The 18,155-nt window shown below is 64.2% G+C and carries 13 protein-coding genes; 5 read left to right on the forward strand and 8 right to left on the reverse strand.

Annotation, left to right across the window (positions count from 1 at the left end):
• Window positions 1–48 precede the first annotated feature (48 nt).
• The 7 genes from O3299_RS17185 to kdpF form a co-directional block, all read right to left on the reverse strand.
• Window positions 49–804, reverse strand: coding sequence for a TorF family putative porin (locus O3299_RS17185; protein ID WP_099668363.1), 756 nt, complete (start codon window positions 802–804; stop codon window positions 49–51).
• Between the two features lie 131 nt (window positions 805–935).
• Window positions 936–1,634, reverse strand: coding sequence for a two-component system response regulator KdpE (gene kdpE / locus O3299_RS17190; protein ID WP_034746496.1), 699 nt, complete (start codon window positions 1,632–1,634; stop codon window positions 936–938).
• Window positions 1,631–4,372 (reverse strand): DUF4118 domain-containing protein, encoded by a 2,742-nt coding sequence (locus tag O3299_RS17195; protein ID WP_305054035.1) that lies wholly within the window; start codon window positions 4,370–4,372, stop codon window positions 1,631–1,633. Before O3299_RS17195 ends, kdpE begins: the two co-directional genes overlap by 4 nt.
• Before the next feature lie 58 nt (window positions 4,373–4,430).
• A complete protein-coding gene (kdpC, locus tag O3299_RS17200) occupies window positions 4,431–5,006 on the reverse strand; it encodes a potassium-transporting ATPase subunit KdpC (protein ID WP_289900267.1) in 576 nt (191 codons plus the stop codon).
• 10 nt (window positions 5,007–5,016) lie between these two features.
• Window positions 5,017–7,095: a potassium-transporting ATPase subunit KdpB gene (gene kdpB / locus O3299_RS17205; protein ID WP_305062778.1), complete on the reverse strand. Its 2,079-nt coding sequence runs from the start codon at window positions 7,093–7,095 to the stop codon at window positions 5,017–5,019.
• Window positions 7,096–7,104: 9 nt separating this feature from the next.
• On the reverse strand, window positions 7,105–8,910 hold the full coding sequence (gene kdpA, locus O3299_RS17210; protein WP_305054036.1) for a potassium-transporting ATPase subunit KdpA: 1,806 nt from the start codon (window positions 8,908–8,910) through the stop codon (window positions 7,105–7,107).
• Window positions 8,910–8,999 carry a K(+)-transporting ATPase subunit F gene (kdpF, locus tag O3299_RS17215; RefSeq protein ID WP_034746483.1) on the reverse strand — a complete coding sequence of 30 codons (90 nt, stop codon included), beginning with the start codon at window positions 8,997–8,999 and terminating at the stop codon, window positions 8,910–8,912. The genes kdpA and kdpF overlap by 1 nt, the downstream gene beginning before the upstream one ends.
• A 463-nt stretch (window positions 9,000–9,462) precedes the next feature.
• Here kdpF and O3299_RS17220 point away from each other — a divergent pair, with 463 nt between their 5' ends.
• The 5 genes from O3299_RS17220 to O3299_RS17240 all read left to right on the forward strand — a co-directional run bounded on the left by O3299_RS17220 (window position 9,463) and on the right by O3299_RS17240 (window position 17,788).
• Window positions 9,463–11,460 (forward strand): DNA topoisomerase IV subunit B, encoded by a 1,998-nt coding sequence (locus O3299_RS17220; RefSeq protein ID WP_305054037.1) that lies wholly within the window; start codon window positions 9,463–9,465, stop codon window positions 11,458–11,460.
• A complete protein-coding gene (locus O3299_RS17225) occupies window positions 11,460–13,169 on the forward strand; it encodes a molecular chaperone HscC (RefSeq protein ID WP_305062779.1) in 1,710 nt (569 codons plus the stop codon). The genes O3299_RS17220 and O3299_RS17225 overlap by 1 nt, the downstream gene beginning before the upstream one ends.
• A gap of 12 nt (window positions 13,170–13,181) precedes the next feature.
• Complete coding sequence (locus O3299_RS17230; protein ID WP_305062780.1) at window positions 13,182–14,996, forward strand: J domain-containing protein; 1,815 nt, start codon at window positions 13,182–13,184, stop codon at window positions 14,994–14,996.
• Window positions 14,997–15,044: 48 nt separating this feature from the next.
• Window positions 15,045–17,399, forward strand: coding sequence for a DNA topoisomerase IV subunit A (gene parC / locus O3299_RS17235; protein ID WP_305062781.1), 2,355 nt, complete (start codon window positions 15,045–15,047; stop codon window positions 17,397–17,399).
• Window positions 17,400–17,599: 200 nt separating this feature from the next.
• A complete protein-coding gene (locus O3299_RS17240; RefSeq protein WP_251350242.1) occupies window positions 17,600–17,788 on the forward strand; it encodes a helix-turn-helix transcriptional regulator in 189 nt (62 codons plus the stop codon).
• Here O3299_RS17240 and O3299_RS17245 read toward each other — a convergent pair.
• The gene (locus O3299_RS17245) at window positions 17,785–18,132 is read right to left on the reverse strand and encodes a hypothetical protein (protein WP_305062782.1); all 348 of its coding nucleotides are present in this window, start codon (window positions 18,130–18,132) and stop codon (window positions 17,785–17,787) included. The genes O3299_RS17240 and O3299_RS17245 overlap by 4 nt on opposite strands.
• Window positions 18,133–18,155: the final 23 nt, after the last annotated feature.

The raw sequence follows: 18,155 nt of genomic DNA on the forward strand, positions 1-18,155 counted from the left end.
AAAAAAGGCGGCGCATGCGCCGCCTCTCCTTTCAGTCAACTCAGTCCATTAAAACGTCTTGCTGACCGTCAGCTGCAGCGCCGTCTTGCCCATGAATTTGCCATTCACGGGCGAGGCATAGGCCGACTTGCCCGCGTTCGTGCCGATCACGGCCAGCGCGCCCGAAACAAAGCCGAAGTCGCGCGTGACGCCCACTTTCCAGTCCGTATAGCTCGACGCGTCGTTGTTCCTGACCTTCTGGTGGCCCGCATGCAGGTTGCCGGTCCAGCCGTTCGTCAGGTCGATGGTCGCGCCGATGTCCAGGTAGCCGCTGTTCTTGCTGTTGACGATGCCGAACAGGTTGGAGACGGCGTGCGAATATTTGACGTAGGCGGGACCATACGACAGCTGGCCGTAGACTTCCTGCGTGTCCGCGTTGGCCAGGCCGATATTCTTCAAGCCGTTGTCCGCATACACGTAGGCGAGCACGCCCACGTCATAGCCGATATCACCGGTCAACTGGCCGCGCTTGCCCGCATACAGGTCCACTTCCACGTCGCCGCTGCCGCCCGCGTCCTTGGTCCACTTGATGGTCGAGGCCCAGGCGCCCGCATACAGGCCCGTCGGGTTGTTGACGTAATCGACGCCGCCCTGCAGCGCCGGTTTCAAACGCGTCTGCGAAATGCCGCGATAGCGGTAATCGGACACGCCGGCCACATTGAAACTGACTTCATTGTCGGGCTTGACCTCATCCGCGTGGGCCAGGCTGCCCGTCAAGGCGGTGAAGGGGGTGGCTAGGGCAAGTGCCAGTAGCATTTTATTCATGGTTTTTTCTTCTTCATGGGTGGTATGGGCCTTTGCCAACATGGCGCAGCTGGCCCGCCGCTGCAAAAAAATGGGTAAAGCGTCCCCCTGACGCGCGCGGCGCCTGTTTTCAAACAGGGAAATAACAGGTGTTAGAGCGGCAGCAGCAACCGGTAGCCGACGGCCGTTTCCGTCAGCAGGTACTGCGGCTGGGCCGGATCGGCTTCCAGCTTCTGGCGCAGATGGCCCATGTAGATGCGCAGATAGTGGCCGTTTTCGCTGTTCGACGGCCCCCATACTTCGCGCAACAGCTGCGGATTGGTGACCACCCTGCCGGCATTCTTAACGAGTACCGACAGCAGGCGGAATTCCGTCGGCGTCATGTGCACCAGCTGCTTGTTGCGTGTCACCAGACGGTCCTTCAAATCGACGCGCACGTCGCCAAACTGCACCACGCCATCGTCGCTGGCGGCAGGCTGGCGCTGGCGGCGCAGGGTGGCGCGCACGCGGGCCAGCAGTTCGCCCACGCCGAAGGGCTTGGTGAGATAGTCGTCGGCGCCCGCATCGAGCGCGCGAATCTTGTCCTGCTCGTCGACCCGCGCCGACAGCACGATGATGGGCACGGCCGACCATTTGCGGATGTCGGCGATGAAATCGATGCCGTCGCCATCGGGCAAACCGAGGTCCAGCACGATCAGGTCGGGCCGGCGCGTGCCCGCATCGATCAAGCCCCGCTGCATGGTGGCGGATTCGAAAATCTGCCAGCCCTCGTCCTCCAGCGCGGCGCGCACGAAGCGGCGGATTTGCGGTTCATCCTCGACCAGCAGGGCGGTGGCGGAAGGTTCGTTCATGTTGGTTTTCCTGTTTCATGGTCGTTGGCGTCATCGAGCTCGATCTCCGGCGGCGCCGGAGGCGTGCCCAGCGGCAGGCTGAACACAATGGCGGCGCCCCGTCCCGGAGCGTGCGGCTGCGCGTGGATGGTGCCGCCGTGGGCTTCGACGATGGCGCGGCAAATGGCCAGCCCCAGCCCGACGCCCGGCTTGTTCGATTCGCGTTCGCCGCGCGTAAATTTTTCAAAGATCGCTTCTTCGCGGCCGGGCGGCAAGCCCGGGCCATCATCGGCCACTGTCACCTGCAGGAACTGGCCGTGCACCCCGGCCGCGACCGTGATGGTGCTGCCGGGCGGCGTGTACTTGGCCGCGTTTTCCAGCAGGTTGCACAGTACGCGCTCGATCAGTACCGCGTCGTAGCGCACCAGCGGCAAGTCCGGCGCCAGCTGCGTCTGCACGGCATGCTGCTGCAATTGCGGGCCACTGGCACGCAGCGCGCTGCCCACCACTTCTTCCAGCGCCTGCCATTGCAGGTTCAGGCGCACCTGCCCGCTTTCGATGCGCGCCATGTCCAGCAAATTCGCCACCAGGGCGCTCATGCGTACGGTTTCGGACTGCAGCGAGCGTGCCATGTCCAGCTGCGCGGGCGACAAGGCTGGCCGCGATAGGGCCAGCGATTCGGCCAGGCCCACCAGCGACGTCAAGGGCGTGCGCAAGTCGTGCGACAGGGCCGCCAGCAGCGAATTGCGCAAGCGCTCGGACTCCATCTGCAGCAGCGCGCCCTGGGCCACGTCGATGTAGTGCACGCGTTCGAGCGCGATGGCCGCCAGCGCGGCAAAGGTATCAAGGTGCTGGCGCTGTTCCGGCACCAGCAGCCAGCGCCCGCGGTGTGCGCCCTCGAGCGGCAGCAGTGCCAGCACGCCCCGTGTGCGCATCGGTGCGATCAGCGGCAGGTAGAAAATGGGCGACGCCGGCAAGGTATCCGTGCCCGTCCCCGCCGCCTGCGCATGGTCGAAGGCCCACTGCGCGATGCCGATATCTAGCGGCTCGCCGCCGTTCGGGGTCTGCAAGCTGCCCTCGTCATCGGGCAGCAGCAAGGTGGCGCGCGCGCGGAAAGCCCGTTCGATGGCGCTTTTCGTGATGTCGAAAATCTGCTCCGTCTGCAGCACGCCGGACAACTCACGCGAGAATTCGTACAGGGCCCGGGCGCGCGCTTCGCGGTGCGAGGCCACGCGCGCCTGGAAACGCAGGCCGGCCGTCAGGTGGCCTGTGATCAGGCCCACGGCCAGCATCACGCCAAAAGTGATCACATACTGGAAATCGCCCACGGCAAACGAAAAGCGCGGCGGCACGAAGACGAAATCGAAGCAAGCCACGCCCACCAGGCTGGCCAGCGCCGCCGGCCCGCGCCCCAGGCGCACGGCCACCAGCACCACCGTCAGCAAGGACAGCATGGCGATATTGGCCAGGTCCAGATAGGGTTGCAGGGGGACCGAGGCGAGAGCCGTGGCCAGGCTGGCGCCGGCCGCCAGGATGTAACGCCAATGGCGCGAGGACCGGCGCGGCGCCTCGGCATCGTCGCCCGCCGCGCGCCGGGGCGCCGCATCGGCTGGCGGCAAGCCCACCTCGATCAGATCGATATCGGGCGCCAGGCTGGCCATGCGCGCGGCCGGCGACGCATGCCACAGGCGCGCCAGCGCACCGGCGCGGCTACGGCCCACGATGACTTTCGAGATATTCGCACTGCGCGCATACTCGACCACGGCGCCGGCGATGTCGGCGGACGGATTGACGGCCGTGCGCGCACCCAGGTCCTGCGCCAGTTTCAGGGTTTTCAGGATGCGCTCGCGCTGGCCCGCCGGCAGGCGCTGCAAACGGGGCGTTTCCACGTATAACGCATGCCATTCCGCGTTCAGCTGGCTGGCCAGGCGCGCCGTGCTGCGGATCACGTGTTCGCCCCCCGCGTGCGGTCCCACGCAGGCCAGCAGCGCGGCACCCGTCTTCCACACGGGATTGATCGATTTTTCGACGCGGTAGGCTTGCACGTCGTCCTGCACCCGGTCTGCCGTGCGGCGCAAGGCCAGTTCGCGCAGGGCGATCAGATTACCCTTGCGGAAAAAATGCTGGGACGCCCGCTCCGCCTGCTGCGGCTGATACACCTTGCCCTGTTTCAGGCGGTGCAGCAGTTCATCGGCGGGGATATCGACCAGCACCACTTCGTCGGCGCGGTCGAACACCGTGTCGGGCAAGGTTTCGGCCACGCGCACGCCCGTGATGCCGCCCACCACGTCGTTCAGGCTTTCCAGGTGCTGCACGTTGACGGTCGACAGCACGTCGATGCCGGCCGCCAGCAACTCCTCGACATCCTGCCAGCGCTTCGGATGGCGCGAACCGGCCACGTTCGAATGGGCCAGTTCATCCATCAGTATCAGCGCCGGCGAGCGCCGCAGCGCTTCGTCCAGGTCAAACTCGAACAGGGTCTTGCCCCGGTATTCGATGGCCTTCAGGGGCAGCACGGGCAAGCCGTCAAGCTGGGCCGCCGTATCCTGGCGCCCATGCGTCTCCACCACGCCCACCAGCAAGTCCTGGCCATCGGCCAGCAATTTGCGGGCGGCGGCCAGCATCGCATAGGTCTTGCCGACGCCGGCCGAGGCGCCAAAGTAAATGCGCAGCCGGCCGCGCGCGGCTTTCTTTTCCTGCGCCTGCACTTGCGCCAGCAGGGCATCAGGGTCGGGGCGTTGGCTGTCGTTGGGGAGCATGGGCATCTTTTAATGTCAAAACCAGGGGCAAAACCGGCGGCTCTGCTCCTGCATCATCTTACTTCGCGGCCGCATCCAGCGCCAGATTCAGTTCCAGCACATTGACCCGCGGTTCGCCGAAAAAGCCGATATACGCGGTTTTCTGCACCTTGGCGATGGCGTTTTCCACCTGCGCCAGCGGCACGGCGCGCACGCGGGCCACGCGCGGCGCCTGGTACAAGGCGCCCGCCAGGCTGATTTCCGGATCCAGGCCGCTGCTCGACGCCGTCACCAGGTCGACAGGGATCGGGGTGCGATTGCCCGGATCGGCTGCCTGCAGGGCAGCGATGCGCGCCTTGACGGCGTCCACCAGGGCCGGGTTGCTCGGACCCTGATTCGAACCGCCCGAACCGGCGCCGTTATTCGCCATCGGCGCGGTGGCCGATGGCCGGCCCCAGAAGTACTTGGGCGAGGTGAAGGACTGGCCGATCAGGCTCGATCCGACAGGTTTTCCACCACGCTCGACGATGCTGCCGTTGACTTCATCGTTGAAGGCCAGCTGCCCGATACCGGCCGTGGCAAACGGATAGACGACGCCGCAGATCACGGTCAGCGCGGCAAACAGGACCAGGGCGGGACGTACGATAGTGCTCATGATGGTTCCTTTAGACTAAATTGAGTGCGGACAGCAGCATGTCGATAAGCTTGATGCCGATGAAGGGCAGGACGATGCCGCCCAAGCCGTAGATCAGCAGGTTGCGGCGCAACAGGCTGGCCGCACCGATGGCCCGGTACTGCACGCCTTTCAGCGCCAATGGAATCAGCACGACGATGATCAAGGCATTGAAGATCACGGCCGACATGATGGCCGACGCAGGGCTGGCCAGGTGCATGATGTCCAGCGCCTTCAATTGCGGATAGGTGCCCACGAAGGCGGCCGGGATGATGGCGAAGTACTTGGCGATGTCGTTCGAGATCGAGAACGTCGTCAATGAACCGCGCGTCATCAGCATCTGCTTGCCGATTTCAACGATTTCCAGCAGCTTGGTCGGGTTCGAGTCCAGGTCGACCATATTGCCCGCCTCCTTTGCCGCCTGCGTGCCCGAGTTCATGGCCACGGCCACGTCGGCCTGCGCCAGCGCCGGAGCATCGTTGGTGCCGTCGCCCGTCATCGCCACCAGGCGGCCTTCGGACTGGTAGCTGCGGATGATTTTCAGCTTGTCTTCCGGCGTCGCTTCGGCGAGGAAATCGTCCACGCCCGCCTCGGCGGCGATGGCAGCTGCCGTCAGCTTGTTGTCACCCGTGATCATGACGGTCTTGATGCCCATGCGGCGCAGTTCCGCGAAGCGCTCCTTGATGCCGCCCTTGACGATATCCTTCAACTCCACGGCGCCCATGACGCGGCCATCATCGACCACCACCAGCGGCGTGCTGCCGCGGCGCGCGATGTCGTCGACGGCGCGCCCCACCTCCGCCGGATACGGCTGGCCCAGCGCTTCCACATACTTTTTCATGGAGTCGGCCGCGCCCTTGCGCAGCTGGCGTACCTGCTGTCCGCCCGGAATATCCACGCCGCTCATGCGCGTCTGCGCCGTGAAGGGCACGAAGGTGGCGTGCAGGCTGGCCATCTCGCGTTCGCGGATATTGAACTTCTGCTTGGCCAGCACGACGATGCTGCGCCCTTCCGGCGTTTCATCGGCCAGGGAGGCCAGTTGCGCCGCATCGGCCAGCTGCTGCTCCGTTACGCCGGGTGCCGGTACAAAACTCGATGCCTGGCGATTGCCCAAGGTGATGGTGCCCGTTTTATCCAGCAGCAGCACGTCCACGTCGCCGGCCGCTTCCACGGCACGGCCCGACGTGGCGATCACATTGGCCTGCATCATGCGGCTCATGCCGGCCACGCCGATGGCGGACAACAGGCCGCCGATGGTGGTCGGGATCAGGCACACGAGCAGCGCGATCAGCACGGTGATGGTCACCGGCGTGCCACTGCCGGCCGCCGCCACGGAAAACAGCGAGTACGGCAGCAAAGTCACGGTGACGATCAGGAAGACGATCGACAAGGCGACGAGCAAAATCGTCAGGGCGATCTCATTCGGCGTTTTCTGGCGCTTGGCGCCTTCGACCATGGCGATCATGCGGTCGATGAAGGCTTCGCCCGGATTGACGGAAACGCGTACCAGCAGCCAGTCCGACAGCACGCGGGTGCCCCCCGTCACGGCGGAAAAGTCGCCGCCCGACTCGCGGATGACGGGCGCCGATTCGCCCGTGATGGCGCTTTCGTCGACGGAGGCCACGCCAGCCGTCACTTCGCCGTCGGCGGGAATCACGTCGCCCGCCTCGACCAGCACCGTCATGCCTTTGCGCAGGTCGGTGGCCGGAGTGGGCAGCCAGGAAGTGCCGTACTTCGGCGTTTGCATTTTCTTTGCCATCACCGTTTGCTTGAGGGCGCGCAGGGACGCCGCCTGCGCCTTGCTGCGGCCTTCGGCCAGCGCCTCGGCGAAGTTCGCGAACAGCACGGTAAACCACAGCCACACGGCGACGGCGACGATGAAGCCGAATGGCGCTTCACCCTGGCCATTCAGGGCCTGGATGGCCAGCAGGGTCGTGATGATGCTGCCCACGTAGACGACGAACATCACGGGGCTGCGCCACTGCGTGCGGGGGTCGAGTTTTTTGAACGCGTCGACGACGGCGGGGCCGATCAGTGCGGAATCGAACAAGGTCAGGCTTGTGCGTGACATGGTAGCCTCTTATTTGATGAAAAGTTGCAGGTGTTCGACGATCGGGCCCAGGGCCAGCGCGGGAACGTAATTCAAAACGCCGACAAGCACGACAACGCCGATCAGCAAGCCGATGAACATGGGGCCGTGCGTGGGCATGGTGCCGGCATTGGCCGACAGGCGCTGCTTGGCCGCCAGCGAACCGGCCACCGCCAGCACGGGCACGATCACGCCGAAGCGGCCGAACCACATGGCGATCGCCAGCATCACGTTGTAGAACGGCGTGTTCGCGGACAGGCCGGCAAACGCGCTGCCGTTGTTGTTGGCCGCCGACGTGAAGGCGTAGAGGATTTCCGAGAAGCCGTGCGCGCCCGGATTGGCCACGCCGATCTTGCCCGGTTCGACCATCACGGCGATCGCCGTGCCCGTCAATACGAGGGCTGGCGTAATCAGGATGGCCAGCGACACCATCTTCATTTCATAGGCCTGGATTTTTTTGCCCAGGTATTCAGGCGTGCGGCCTATCATCAGGCCGGCGATGAAGACGGCCAGGATGGCGAACATCAGCATGCCGTACAGGCCCGTGCCCACGCCGCCGAAGATCACTTCACCGAACTGCATCAGCAGCAGCGGCACCATGCCGCCCAGGGGCATGTAGGAGTCGTGCATGGAATTGACGGCGCCGCACGATGCGGCCGTCGTCACCGCCGCGAACAGGGTCGAGGAGCTGATGCCGAAGCGCGTTTCCTTGCCTTCCATATTGCCACCCGATTGCAGGCTGCTGGCCTGCTGGTCCAGGCCCAGGCCTTGCAAGGCGGGATTGGCTTGCTGCTCGGCGCTCATCACGCCGGCCGTCATGACGACAAAGATCAAGGTCATGGCGGCCAGCACGGCCCAGCCCTGGCGCATGTCGCCCACCATGCGGCCAAAGGTGAAGCACAGGCCGGCGGGGATGATGAAGATGGCCAGCATCTGCAGGAAGTTCGACAGCACGGTGGGGTTTTCATACGGGTGCGAGGAATTGGCATTGAAGAAGCCGCCGCCATTCGTGCCCAGCAGCTTGATCGACTCCTGCGACGCGACAGGGCCCATGGCGATCGTCTGCGTGGCCGCCACTTGCGCTTCCATCACGGGCTTGCCGGCGGCATCCAGCACGGGCTGGCCGTCGGCCGTCACTTTCGGCGTTTCATACGCCACGTGGTCGAGCAGGGTCACTTCCTTGTAGGCGGAAAAATTCTGGATCATGCCTTCGCCCATGAAGACGACGGACAGGGCCAGGGACAGCGGCAGCAGGATATACAGAGTCGAGCGCACCAGGTCGACCCAGAAATTGCCGATCGATTTGCCCGAGCGCGAGGCGAAGCCGCGCACCAGCGCGAAGATCACGGCGATGCCGGTGGCCGCCGAAAAGAAGTTCTGGCATGCCATGCCCAGCATCTGGGTCAGGTAGCTCATGGTCTGTTCGCCGCCGTAGCCCTGCCAGTTGGTATTGGCGACGAAACTGACGGTGGTATTGAACGAGGAATCGGGGCTGACGGCGCCGAGACCCTGGGGATTCAAGGGCAAGAAGCCCTGCAGGCGCTGCAGGCCGTAGACGAAGACGGCGCCCACGGTATTGAAGACAATCAGGGCGATGGCATAGCTTTTCCAGCCCATGGCCTTGTCGGCGGGCAGGCCGGACCAGCGGTACAGCAGGTTTTCCAGCTTTTGCAGCCAGCCCAGGCCGCGCACGGGGCCATCGCCAGCCACCCTGGCCATGTACAGGCCCAGCGGATAGCCGGCGGCCAGCAGCACGGCCAGGAAGGCCACCAATAACAATATCGATTGCGTCGTCATCACAGTTCCTCCGCCTTCAGCAGCGCGACCAGCAGGTACACGAGCAGGCCAGCCGACACGACGGCGCCCAGCACATAAAACGCGTTCATTTGACGCTCCCTAATTTGTCGCAGGCGACGGCAAAGCCGGCCGCCACGACGAAAAACACGGCAATCAAGCCGAGATACACGAGATCCATTCCCACCCTCATTCAGGTTTGTTTTGATAGTGAGCAGATTAGCCAAAAGGGTCTAAAAAATTCGTAAAGACTGGGGAGGCAGCTGTAAACAAGATGTAAAAACGGGCGCTTTACCGCATAAAATCCTTCACAATGGGCGCCAAACCACGCACGCGGCGCACTGTTGTTGCCTTGGAGTAGCGCTATTGCTCGCGGGACAAGATAGAATGCGCGAGCGTCCGCACAAGGACGCCAAGCCTGCCGCACTGCCCTCCCCCAGTGACGCTGGACGGGATATACTGTATATTCATACAGTTATCGCCGCCGCTGTCACTGTGCCCCGCAGTGCCCTGGCCTGGCGTTCCAACCACTGTCTTTACTTAGCTTGAACACGTATGGCCACTAAAAAACCAGCATCCGACTACAGCGAATCATCCATCCGTGTCCTGAAAGGACTGGAACCCGTCAAGCAGCGCCCGGGGATGTACACCCGCACTGAAAATCCGCTGCACATCATTCAGGAAGTGATCGACAATGCCTCCGACGAGGCGCTGGGCGGTCACTGCACGCATATCGCCGTGACGCAAAACACGGATGGCAGCATCACCGTCGAAGACAATGGCCGCGGCATTCCCGTCGGCCTGCACCCGGAAGAAGGCGTCCCGACGGTGGAAATCGTGTTTACGCGGCTGCACGCGGGCGGCAAGTTCGACAAGGGTTCTGGCGGCGCCTATGCGTTCTCGGGCGGCTTGCATGGCGTCGGCGTGTCCGTCACCAATGCGCTGTCGACGCGCCTGGAAATCACCGTCTGGCGCAAGGAAAGCGACGGCAACGGCTTGCACCATATGGTGTTTGCCAACGGCGACGTGATCGAGCCCCTGAGCTCCCGCCCCGCCCCGCGCGACGGCAAGAAGTCAGGCACGCGCGTCACCGCCTGGCCCGATGCCAAATACTTTGATTCGCCGAACATCTCGCAAACCGAGCTGCAACGCCTGCTGCGCTCGAAAGCCGTGCTGCTGCCGGGCGTCACCGTCACCCTCACCAACGCGAAAACGGGCGATACGCAAACCTGGCAGTACGCGGAAGGCTTGCGCGGCTACCTGACCGAAACGCTGGCGCAGGTATCGAATGGCGAAACCCTGATTCCCCTGTTCGAAGGCGCGCAGTATGCGGGCCCGGACTCGGAAGGCTTTGCCGAAGGCGAAGGCGCGGCCTGGGTCGTGGCGTGGACGGAAGAAGGCGCCATCGTGCGCGAATCGTACGTCAACCTGATCCCCACCTCGAATGGCGGCACGCACGAATCGGGCTTGCGCGACGGCCTGTTCGGCGCCGTCAAAAACTTCGTCGAAATGCACTCGCTGCTGCCGAAAGGCGTCAAATTGCTGCCGGAAGACGTGTTTGCGCGCGCTTCCTTCGTGCTGTCGGCGAAGGTGCTGGACCCGCAATTCCAGGGCCAAATCAAGGAGCGCCTGAACTCGCGCGACGCCGTGCGCCTCGTCTCGACCTTCACCAAGCCGCCGCTGGAACTGTGGCTGAACCAGCACGTCGACTACGGCAAGAAGCTGGCCGAGCTGGTGATCAAGCAGGCGCAATCGCGCCAGCGCTCGCTGCAAAAAGTGGAAAAGAAAAAATCCTCGGGCGTGGCCGTCTTGCCGGGCAAGCTGACCGACTGCGAATCGTCGGACATCACGCGCAATGAACTGTTCCTCGTCGAGGGCGACTCGGCGGGCGGCTCGGCCAAGATGGGCCGCGACAAGGAATTCCAGGCGATTCTGCCCCTGCGCGGCAAGGTGTTGAACTCGTGGGAAACGGACCGCGACCGCCTGTTCGCGAATAACGAAATCCACGATATCGCCGTGGCCATCGGCGTCGATCCGCACAGCGTGGGCGACACGCCCGATTTGTCCGGCCTGCGCTATGGCAAGATTTGCATCCTGTCCGATGCGGACGTGGATGGCTCGCACATCCAGGTACTACTGCTGACGCTCTTCTTCAAGCACTTCCCGGCGCTGATCAACAAGGGCCACATCTGCATCGCCCGCCCGCCGTTGTACCGCGTGGATGCGCCCGCGCGCGGCAAGAAGCCGATGCAAAAGATCTATGCGCTCGACGACGGCGAACTGCTCGCCATCGAGGACAAGCTGCGCAAGGAAGGCGTGAAACAGGGCGCCTGGTCGATCTCGCGCTTCAAGGGCCTGGGCGAGATGAACGCCGAGCAGCTGTGGGAAACGACGATGAACCCGGACACGCGCCGCCTGCTGCCCGTCACGCTCGGTGAAGTAGACCACATGGCCTCGGCCTCCCGCTTCAATATGTTGATGGGCAAAGGCGAAGCAGCTGGACGCCGCGCCTGGATCGAAGAACACGGCAATGAAGCGGAGGCGGATATCTGATGATCATCGGCATCGACCTGGGCACCACCAACAGCCTGGTCGCCATCTGGCGCGACGGCAAGGCTTCCATCATCCCGAATGCGCTTGGTGAACACCTGACGCCGTCGTGCGTGAGCATCGATGACGACGGCACCGTGCTGGTGGGCCGCGCCGCGCGCGAGCGCCTGCAGACGCACCCGCAGCTGACGGCAGCCGTCTTCAAGCGCTACATGGGCAGCGAAAAGAAGATCACCCTCGGCACGCAGCAATTCCGTCCGGAGGAACTATCGTCGATGGTGCTGCGCGCGCTGAAGGAAGATGCCGAAGCCTTTTTGGGGCACAAGGTCGAGGAAGCCATCATTACGGTTCCCGCGTATTTCAGCGATGCACAGCGCAAGGCCACGCGCATCGCGGGACAACTGGCGGGCTTGCGCGTGGAGCGCCTGCTCAACGAGCCGACGGCCGCCGCGCTGGCCTACGGCATCCGCGACAAGGAACAGGAAAGCAAATTCCTCATCTTCGACCTGGGCGGCGGCACGTTTGACGTGTCGATCCTAGAGCTATTCGAAGGCGTGATGGAAGTGCGCGCCTCGGCCGGCGACAATTTTCTGGGCGGCGAAGACTTCGTCACCGTGCTGGTCGACGCCTTTCTGGAAGGTAGCGGCTTGCGCGACGCCGCCGGCAGCCGCCTGTTCGACCCGCGCCAGCAGCAGCTGCTGCGCGATGAAGCCGAGCGCGTCAAGCGCCTGCTGTCGGAACAGCCGTCCGTGCGCATGGCCACGCGCTACCAGGACAAGGAATACAGCTGGGAGATCAACGAAGACAAGCTGGCGCAGCTGTGCGAACCGCTGCTGGCCCGCCTGCGTCTGCCCGTGGAACGGGCGCTGCGCGACGCCACCATCCGCGCCGCGGAATTGAATGAAGTGGTGCTGGCCGGCGGCGCCACGCGCATGCCGCTGGTGCGTAAACTCGTCTCGCGCATGTTCGGCCGCTTCCCCGCCATCCACCTGGACCCGGACGAAGCCGTGGCACTGGGCGCCGCCGTGCAGGCGGGCCTCAAGATGCGCGACTCCGCCCTCGACGAAGTGGTCATGACGGACGTGGCTCCGTACTCGCTGGGCATTTCGATTTCGCGCCAGGTCGGCGCGAACCAGTATGAAGGCGGGCATTACCTGCCCATCATCGAGCGCAATTCCGTGGTGCCTGTCTCGCGCACGGAAAACATCACCACCATCTACGACAACCAGAAGGAAATCAACGTGGCGATCTTCCAGGGCGAGTCGCGCCTGGTGGCCGACAACGTCTTCCTCGGCAAGATCAGCTTCCCGATACCCGCGAAAAAGGCGGGCGAGATCGGCATCGACGTGCGCTTCACCTATGACGTCAGCGGCGTGCTGGAAGCGGAAGTGACGGTGCTGGCCACGCAGGAAAAGCACAAGATGGTCATCAGCGACAATGCGGGCGTGATGACGCCGGAACAGATCGAGCAGCGCTTTGCGGAACTGGCCGACCTGAAGATCCACCCCCGCGAGCAGATGGAAAACCGCACCCTGGTCACGCGCGCCGACCGATTGTACGAACAGTCGCTGGGCGACGTGCGCCAATACCTGGCGGCGCACACGGCCAATTTCCAGGCGGCGCTGGAAACGCAGGACCCGAGCACCATCCGCAAGGCGCGCCAGGCGCTCGACGAGGTGTTGCGCCAGGTCGAGAGCGAGAGCTTCCTGTAAATGGACGGCGGCATGCACAACGGGCAGCGCAGCCTGTGGGATATCCTGGGCACGGAGCCGACGGGCGACGAGCGCGCCCTCAAGCGCGCATATGCGAAACGCCTGAAGGTGACGCGTCCCGAAGACGATCCGGCTGCCTTCCAGGAACTGCGCGAAGCATATGAATACGCGCTGCGCCATGCGCACCTGTTTGCCGAGGAATTTCCGGAACCGCCAGCGGCCGAAGCGGCAGCGGCGGAAGCGCCAGAAGCGCCGCCCATGGAACCGGTAGACCTGTGGGGCGTCATCGACGAGGCGGTGCAGGAAGCGCAGGAAGCACCTGCGGAACTGTGGGGCATCATTGCCCAGGAGCCCGCACCGCCGCCGGAGCAATGGGGCGTGGTCGCCATCGACCCGGCGCAGGAAGCGGCCAACCTGTGGCAAGGCTGCCTGGTGCTGACGCGGCATGCGGATGTCGGCGACGTGCTGGCCGGCATGCTGCAGGACGACGCCATGCTGAACCTCGACGTACGCGAGGAATTCGACCTGTGTGCGCTGCGCTATTGCGCCAGCACCGGCTATGACCTGGCGCTGCGCCAGGCCCTGTTCGAGCAGCTGGGCTGGGACCGCGACTTTTCCTACCTGGCGCGCAGCCATGCGGACCTGGTGCGCGGCGCCGTGCAGCGCTACCGGGCAGACCGCTCGTTCGCCCATTTCAGCGACAACCGCGACAGCTACCCCGGCCTGGACTGCATCATGTCGCAGCAGCCGCCCAGCGCCTACGCGCGCCAGCTGTTCGACCGCAAATTCACGCTGCAGCTGCGCGAACTGCTGCACGCGATACGCTGGCAGCACAGCGAGATGCTGGCCTGCAAGCTCGATACAGACCTGTTCGAGCAGTGGGAACACGCCGTCCATGCCAAACGCTACTTCAAGCAGACGGCGCTGGCCTCGGGTGGCCTGGGTTTCATGCTGCACTTCATGCTCGCGGGTGTGCTCGATGCGGCAGGCTTCAAGCTCGGCGACACGGCTGCCTATGCCAGCCTGCTGGGCTTCCAGGCGCTCGCCTTTTCCCTGCTGGCCATGCATGCCTTGCGCTGGCCGGTGCCCCTGTTCGCGCACCTGGAAGCGCTGCAGGAAACGCTGCAGGAACGCCTGCCCGTGCTGTGGCAGCGGCCAGGCTTGCGGCAACTGGGCTGGATCGTGCCCTACCTCGTGCTGGCCTTGCTGCTGTTCCTGCCCGAACGCGGCGATACCATGCGCCTCGTCACTGCGGCCGGCCTGTGCGCATCGGCCCTGCTCGCGTATGCGATGAACCGCCAGTTGCTACATGGCATGCTGCTGTTCCTGTGCCTGGGCCTGTCGTTGTTCGCGGCCATGTTCATGAGCGGCAAAGGTCCGGCGACGCTGGCCATCGGCGATGCCATGCCATTGATGTTTTGCCTGGCGGCGCTGGCCCTGCGCAGCGCCACCGGTCTGTATGGCGATTGCGGCTGGCCAGAGGCGCTCTTGCCCCGCCTGCGCGCGGCATGGCTGATCGGCTGCACGGGCTTGCTGCTGCAACTGTACTTGCAACTGCTGCCGGCCGCCTTCGTCGGCTCCGCGCTGTATGTCTGGTCGTGTGCCGGCTTGCTGTTTTCCCCCAGCGATTTCAAATGGAAGACGATCTGGCCGGTGGTACTGGTGCCGTCCATCGCCACTTTCGTGCTGGCCAGCCAAGCCCCGGCCATCCGCGCCATGCCGATGATGCATAACAGCGTCGAACTGGCCCTGGCCGTGCTCTATTTGACCTTGCGCTACATGTATCTGACGTACGGCAAGTCCTTTTCCAAATCCGGGCTGTCATAATCAGCTCCACGAATTCAACCGCAACCACTTAACACCGAAACAAGCGCCATGTCCACACAAACCAATTTATTTGACGATGCCCAGCCTGAGCCGATCGAGCCGGATGAACCGGTATTCGACGGCGAAGCGCTGACCCTGTCCACCTTCGCCGAGCGCGCCTATCTCGACTACGCCATCTCCGTCGTCAAGGGCCGCGCCCTGCCCGACGTGTGCGACGGCCAGAAGCCCGTACAGCGCCGCATCCTGTATGCGATGAATGAGCTGGGCTTGAATTCCACGGCGAAGCCGCGCAAATCGGCGGCCGTGGTCGGCGACGTGCTGGGTAAACTGCATCCGCATGGCGACCAGTCCGTGTACGACGCGCTGGTGCGCATGGCGCAGGATTTCTCGCTGCGCTACCCACTGATCGATGGCCAGGGCAACTTCGGCTCGCGCGACGGCGACGGCGCCGCGGCCATGCGTTACACGGAAGCGCGCCTGACGCCGATCGCCAAGCTGCTGATGGATGAAATCGGCATGGGCACGGTGGATTTCCAGCCCAACTACGACGGTTCGACAGAAGAACCGAAGCTGCTGCCGGCGCGCCTGCCGATGGTGCTGCTGAACGGCGCCTCCGGCATCGCCGTGGGCCTGGCGACGGAAATCCCGTCGCACAACCTGGCGGAAGTGGCCAAGGCGGCTGTCGCCATGATCCGCGATCCGAAGATCACGCACGCCGAACTGATGGCCATCATTCCCGGTCCGGACTTCCCCGGCGGCGGCCAGATCATCACGCCGCCATCGCAAATCCAGGACATGTACGCGAGCGGCCGTGGCAGCATGAAGGTGCGCGCGCGCTGGAAGATCGAAGAGCTGGCGCGCGGCCAGTGGCAAGCCGTCGTGACGGAACTGCCGCCCGGTACCTCGTCGCAAAAGGTGCTGGAAGAAATCGAGGAACTGACGAATCCAAAGATCAAGCTGGGCAAGAAGGCGCTGTCGCCGGACCAGGTGGCCCTGAAGGCGCTGATCCTCAATTCGCTCGACACCATCCGCGACGAATCGGGCCGCGCCGCGCCCGTGCGCCTCGTGTTCGAACCGAAATCGAAGAACCAGGACCAGACGGAGTTCATGCTGATGCTGCTGGCGCATACGTCGCTGGAATCGTCGACCTCGATCAACCTGGTGATGATCGGCGGCGATGGCCGTCCGCGCCAGAAAGGCCTGGGCGACATCCTGCGCGAGTGGATCGATTTCCGCTTCGAGACCGTCACGCGCCGCACCGGCTACAAACTGGGCAAGGTCAAGGACCGCATCCATATCCTGGAAGGGCGCGAAGCGATCCTGCTCAATATCGACAAGGTGATCCAGATCATCCGCAATTCGGATGAGCCGAAGGCGGCCCTGATCGACGCGTTCAAACTGTCCGAACGCCAAGCTGACGATATCCTGGAAATCCGCCTGCGCCAGCTGGCGCGCCTGGAAACGATCAATATCCAGCAGGAACTGGCCGAGCTGCGCAAGGAAGAAAAATCGCTGCAAGACCTGCTCGACAACCCGGGATCGATGAAGCGCGCCATCATCCGCGAAATCGAAGCGGACGCCAAGCAGTTCGGCGACGCGCGCCGCACCCTGATCGAGGAAGCGCAGAAAGCCGTGGCCGAACAGAAGGTGGTCGATGAACCCGTCACCGTCATCATTTCGGAGAAAGGCTGGGTGCGCGCGCGCACCGGTATCGGCCACGATGCGGCGCAATTCACGTTCAAGGCCGGCGACAGCCTGCATGGCGCCTTCGAGTGCCGCACGGTCGATACCCTGCTGGGCTTTGGCAACAACGGCAAGATTTACTCGGTCCCCGTCTCGGCGCTGCCCAACGCGCGCGGCGACGGCGTACCGATCACGACCTTGTGCGACCTGAGCGGCGGCACGCCCGGCAACGCCGTGCGCATCCTCCATTACTTTGCGGGCAATGGCGCCACCAGCTTGCTGCTGGCGTCGAGCGCCGGCTACGGCTTCATCGCCAAGGCGGGCGACATGACGAGCCGTCTGAAAGGCGGCAAGGCCTTCATCACCCTGGACGACGGTGACGTGCCTCTGGCGCCCAAAGTCATTCCCGAGGCAGCCAGTGCCCTGGCCTGCCTGACGGAAGGCGCGCGCCTGCTGGTGTTCGGCCTCGATGAAATGAAAACCCTGTCCAAGGGCGGCACGGGCGTCAAGCTGATCGACCTCGATGCCAAGGACAAGCTGCTGGCCGTGCAGCCGATCACCCAGCGCGGCGTGGTGGTCTCGGGCATCGGCCGGGCCTCGAAACCGCAGGATGCGTCGCTGGGCGCCACGGCCCTGGCCGAACACTTCGGCAAGCGCGCGAAGAAGGGCAAGGCGCTGGCGGCCAAGCTGAAACCGGTATCCATGGCGGCCATCGGCTGACCGCCATCAAGTTATATGAAAAGACAGGTTCGCCTGTCTTTTTTTTCGCCCGTCACCGCGTCGCGGCAGCAGGGAAAAGCGTTGCACATATAATTTGACAGATCCGCCCCGCGTTCCCGTTATCCCTGCAGGCATGCCACCGGCATGCTATCCACAGACAGGAGAACAGGGATGAAAAATCAGTTTTCAGGCATGGCACCATGCAGCGCCTGACCCCGGCCGAACGGCTGGTGGCGGCGATGGCGGCCGAAGGCTTGCCGTATAAAAGCATCGCCAGGGAACTGGGCAAGTCGCCGGCCACCGTACGCAACCAGTTGCATGCGATTTACCAGAAGCTGGGCGTGGGCAACCGCACGGCGCTCGCCTGCAAGCTGCGCGGCACGCCTTAACGCCGCGACAGGCGCAGCACGTCGGGCGTCGCTTCGACGATGTCGATCACGTCCTGCGTCCCGCTGGCGTCACTGAGCGCATAGCGTCCCATGCCCAGGGGGTGCAGCCGGGTAACGGGGCCGGCGCGGGGACGGTCATCGGGACCGGGCGCCATGGACGTCAAGGTCGCCTCCCCTGACGCCATGGCGCCGGCGGGCGCGCCGAACTCGAGCACCTTGCGCCCCCTGCGGCTGGGAGGAAAGGCGAACGTGGCCGTAGGCCGGTACACCTCGATACCGTCTGCATCCTCCTCGAAGGAATGCGTCCAGCTACCGCTGGGCAAAGCCATCGTCATGCCGTGCATGCCGCCTCCCGTTTAACACATGA

This window comes from Janthinobacterium sp. SUN176 (assembly GCF_030587335.1).
In the GTDB taxonomy this organism is placed as follows: Bacteria; Pseudomonadota; Gammaproteobacteria; order Burkholderiales; family Burkholderiaceae_D; genus Janthinobacterium; species Janthinobacterium kumbetense.